The 2,491-nt window shown below is 71.7% G+C and carries 3 protein-coding genes; 1 reads left to right on the forward strand and 2 read right to left on the reverse strand.

Features of this window, described 5'->3' with window-relative positions:
- Positions 1–91: 91 nt before the first annotated feature.
- Entirely contained in the window at positions 92–865 is a 774-nt protein-coding gene (locus ABZ281_RS45855; protein WP_356664372.1) for an NPP1 family protein, read from the reverse strand.
- 140 nt (positions 866–1,005) lie between these two features.
- Complete coding sequence (locus tag ABZ281_RS45860; protein WP_356664376.1) at positions 1,006–1,986, reverse strand: ATP-dependent DNA ligase; 981 nt, start codon at positions 1,984–1,986, stop codon at positions 1,006–1,008.
- Positions 1,987–2,100: 114 nt separating this feature from the next.
- Between ABZ281_RS45860 and ABZ281_RS45865 the strand changes: the two genes are divergently transcribed.
- On the forward strand, positions 2,101–2,491 hold a 391-nt coding region (locus ABZ281_RS45865; RefSeq protein ID WP_356664374.1), incomplete at its 3' end, for a MarR family transcriptional regulator.

The raw sequence follows: 2,491 nt of genomic DNA on the forward strand, positions 1-2,491 counted from the left end.
GGGGCGATCCGTGCCGCCGGGACCGGCCGGCCACTGCGCCCCGGCATCCGGCCGCGCACCCCGGGACTGCGCCCGGCCGGACTCGAAGGCGTCAGGCGTACGGGTCGAAGGCGATGCCGGAGGGCTTGGCCGACGCCAGGTGATCGGCGAAGTTGCCGTCCTTCAGGCCGAAGTTGGCGCTGCCGAAGTCGTACGACGTGAGCTTGTCACGCACCCCGGCCGGGTAGCCGTTCCAGCCGACCAGTGCCGGGTACTGCCAGGTGCCCTTGTGGTTCTCCGGCGGCTCGTCACTGGAGTTGGCCGCGCGGAAGCAGTGGGTTCTGACACCGTCCTTGTGGTAGACGATCTTCGCGTGCGTGCCGTCGAAGCGGACCGAGGAAGCCGCGTGCACCGTGAACCCGCCGTGGGCGGACGTCGACACGTACTTCACCTGGTTGTCCTGTACGAACACCGCGACGTGCTCGAAGTCGTGCCGGTGGCCGCCGATGCCGCTCCCGGCCACGGCCTGGTCCTTCTCGAAGTAGAGCGCGTACAGGATCGCGCACCAGCCGTTGTTGCACTTGGAGCGCGCGTAGCCGTTGGTGTTGTCGAGGTCCGAGGCGTCCCGGCAGTTGCCGTTGAGGGCACCGGTCGGTTTGAGCCCGCCGTTCACGGTGCCGTCCGGGCCGATGGCAGTGCTGGAGTAGCAGCCGTCGGTGTCGTAGTCGTAGGCGGGCTGGTACGTCTGCTCCAGTGCGTCCGCGCTGGCGGGCAGCGCCGACGGCGGGGCCGCGAAGGCCGTGGCCGGGAACGCGAGGACGAGAGCGGCGGCACCGGCCGCTCCGGTGAGCCATCTCCTGCGGTGGGCGAACGGGCGTGACGACACTGCGTCCTCCTTGGTCCGGGCGCAGCCCAACGGCTGTGGGGGAAAGGGAGGTTCAGCTTCCAGGCTGAACGCGTCCATGCCAAGAGGGATGAAGGATCTCAAGCGTGAATCGCAGCCCAACAGTTGGCGGCCGGCCCCGTTTAGACCAGGTCGTCCGGGATGTCGGCCGCCGCCTCCCCGGGTGCGAGATCGAGCCGGAGCCGCAGCCAGGACGGCTGCCTCAGCAGCCCCTCCAGGGTTCGGGTGCTGTACCGGACCTCGCCGACCAGGCGGGGCAGGACCCAGTGCGCGCCCGGAGCGCGCGGGGCGGGGTCGAAGGGGCAGACGTCCGTCGCGGCGGCCCGCAGCAGCCCGGCGAGTTCCGTGCGTTCGGCCTCGCTCCAGCCGGTGCCCACGCTGCCGACGTAGCGCAGCAGTCCCGCGGCACGCTGTCCGACCAGCACCGCGCCGGGCAGGCCGGTGAGCCGCCCCTTGCCGGGCTGCCAGCCGCCGACCAGGACGTCCTCGGTGCGCATGTTGCGGATCTTGATCCAGGCCCGGGAGCGGATGCCCGGTTCGTACACCGAGTCCAGCCGCTTGCAGACCAGGCCCTCCAAACCGTGCTCCCGGGTGGCATGCAGAGCTTCGGCGCCGTGTCCGACGAGGGCGCGCGGGGTCGACCAGGAGGGGCCGGCGAGGCCGAGGTCCTCCAGTGCCGCGCGGCGTCGTGCGTACGGGAGCCTGAGGAGGGAGTGGCTCTGCAGGTGCATCAGGTCGAACAGCACGAGATGGACCGGGACCTCCGCCGCCCGCCGCGCGGCCCTGGCGGGTGCGTGCGCCAGGCCCATCCGGGACTGGAGCAGCTGGAAGCTGGCGCGGCCCTGGTCGTCCAGGGCCATGATCTCGCCGTCCAGTACGGCGGGTGTGGTGCCGAGCGCGGTGCCCAGCGGCCGGAGTTCGGGGTAGGCGGCCGTGATGTCGTCCCCGGAGCGGGCGCGCAGCAGCACGCTGCCGTCCCCGGGCAGATAGACCACCACGCGCTGGCCGTCCTGCTTGGTCTCGTAGGCCCAGCGCGCGTCCTGCGCGGCGGGCGGCAGGGTGCCGGACGTGGCGAGCATGGGTGGGATCAGCGGCAGGTCCACGGGTGAGATGTCGACGAGCCGGCCGGCCGTCACGCGTGTTCGGGGCCTGTTTCCCCTGAACGGCGCCCCGACCGATTTAGTTGAGTTACGCAACGAGATGGTACTCTGGTGCTCATGTCCACACCACCGCTCCCCGATGTCCCCTCCCCGGAAGTGATCGACATCGAGCGTGCGCTCACCCGCATCACCTATCTGAGCACCCGCGCCCGTCAGCACGACCGGCTGATGGCCCTGGCCGGGGTCCCGCTCGACCGTGCCGCCGTCGCGCTGCTCCGCCAGATCGCCGACTCCGAGCCGCTGCGGCCCGGGGAGCTCGCCGCCCGGCTGGGCGTGGAGGCCTCGCACGTCACACGCACGGTGCAGCAGTTGCAGAAGTCCGGGTACGTCACCCGCGTCCCCGACCCGGACGACCGGCGCGCCCAGCGCATCGAGCTCACCGACGCCGGCGGCGAGGCCAGCGCGAGGTTTCGCGACGCCGGGGTTCGCGGTATGCAGATGGCGCTCA

It is taken from the genome of Streptomyces sp. NPDC006265 (assembly GCF_040613555.1).
Lineage (GTDB): Bacteria > Actinomycetota > Actinomycetes > Streptomycetales > Streptomycetaceae > Streptomyces.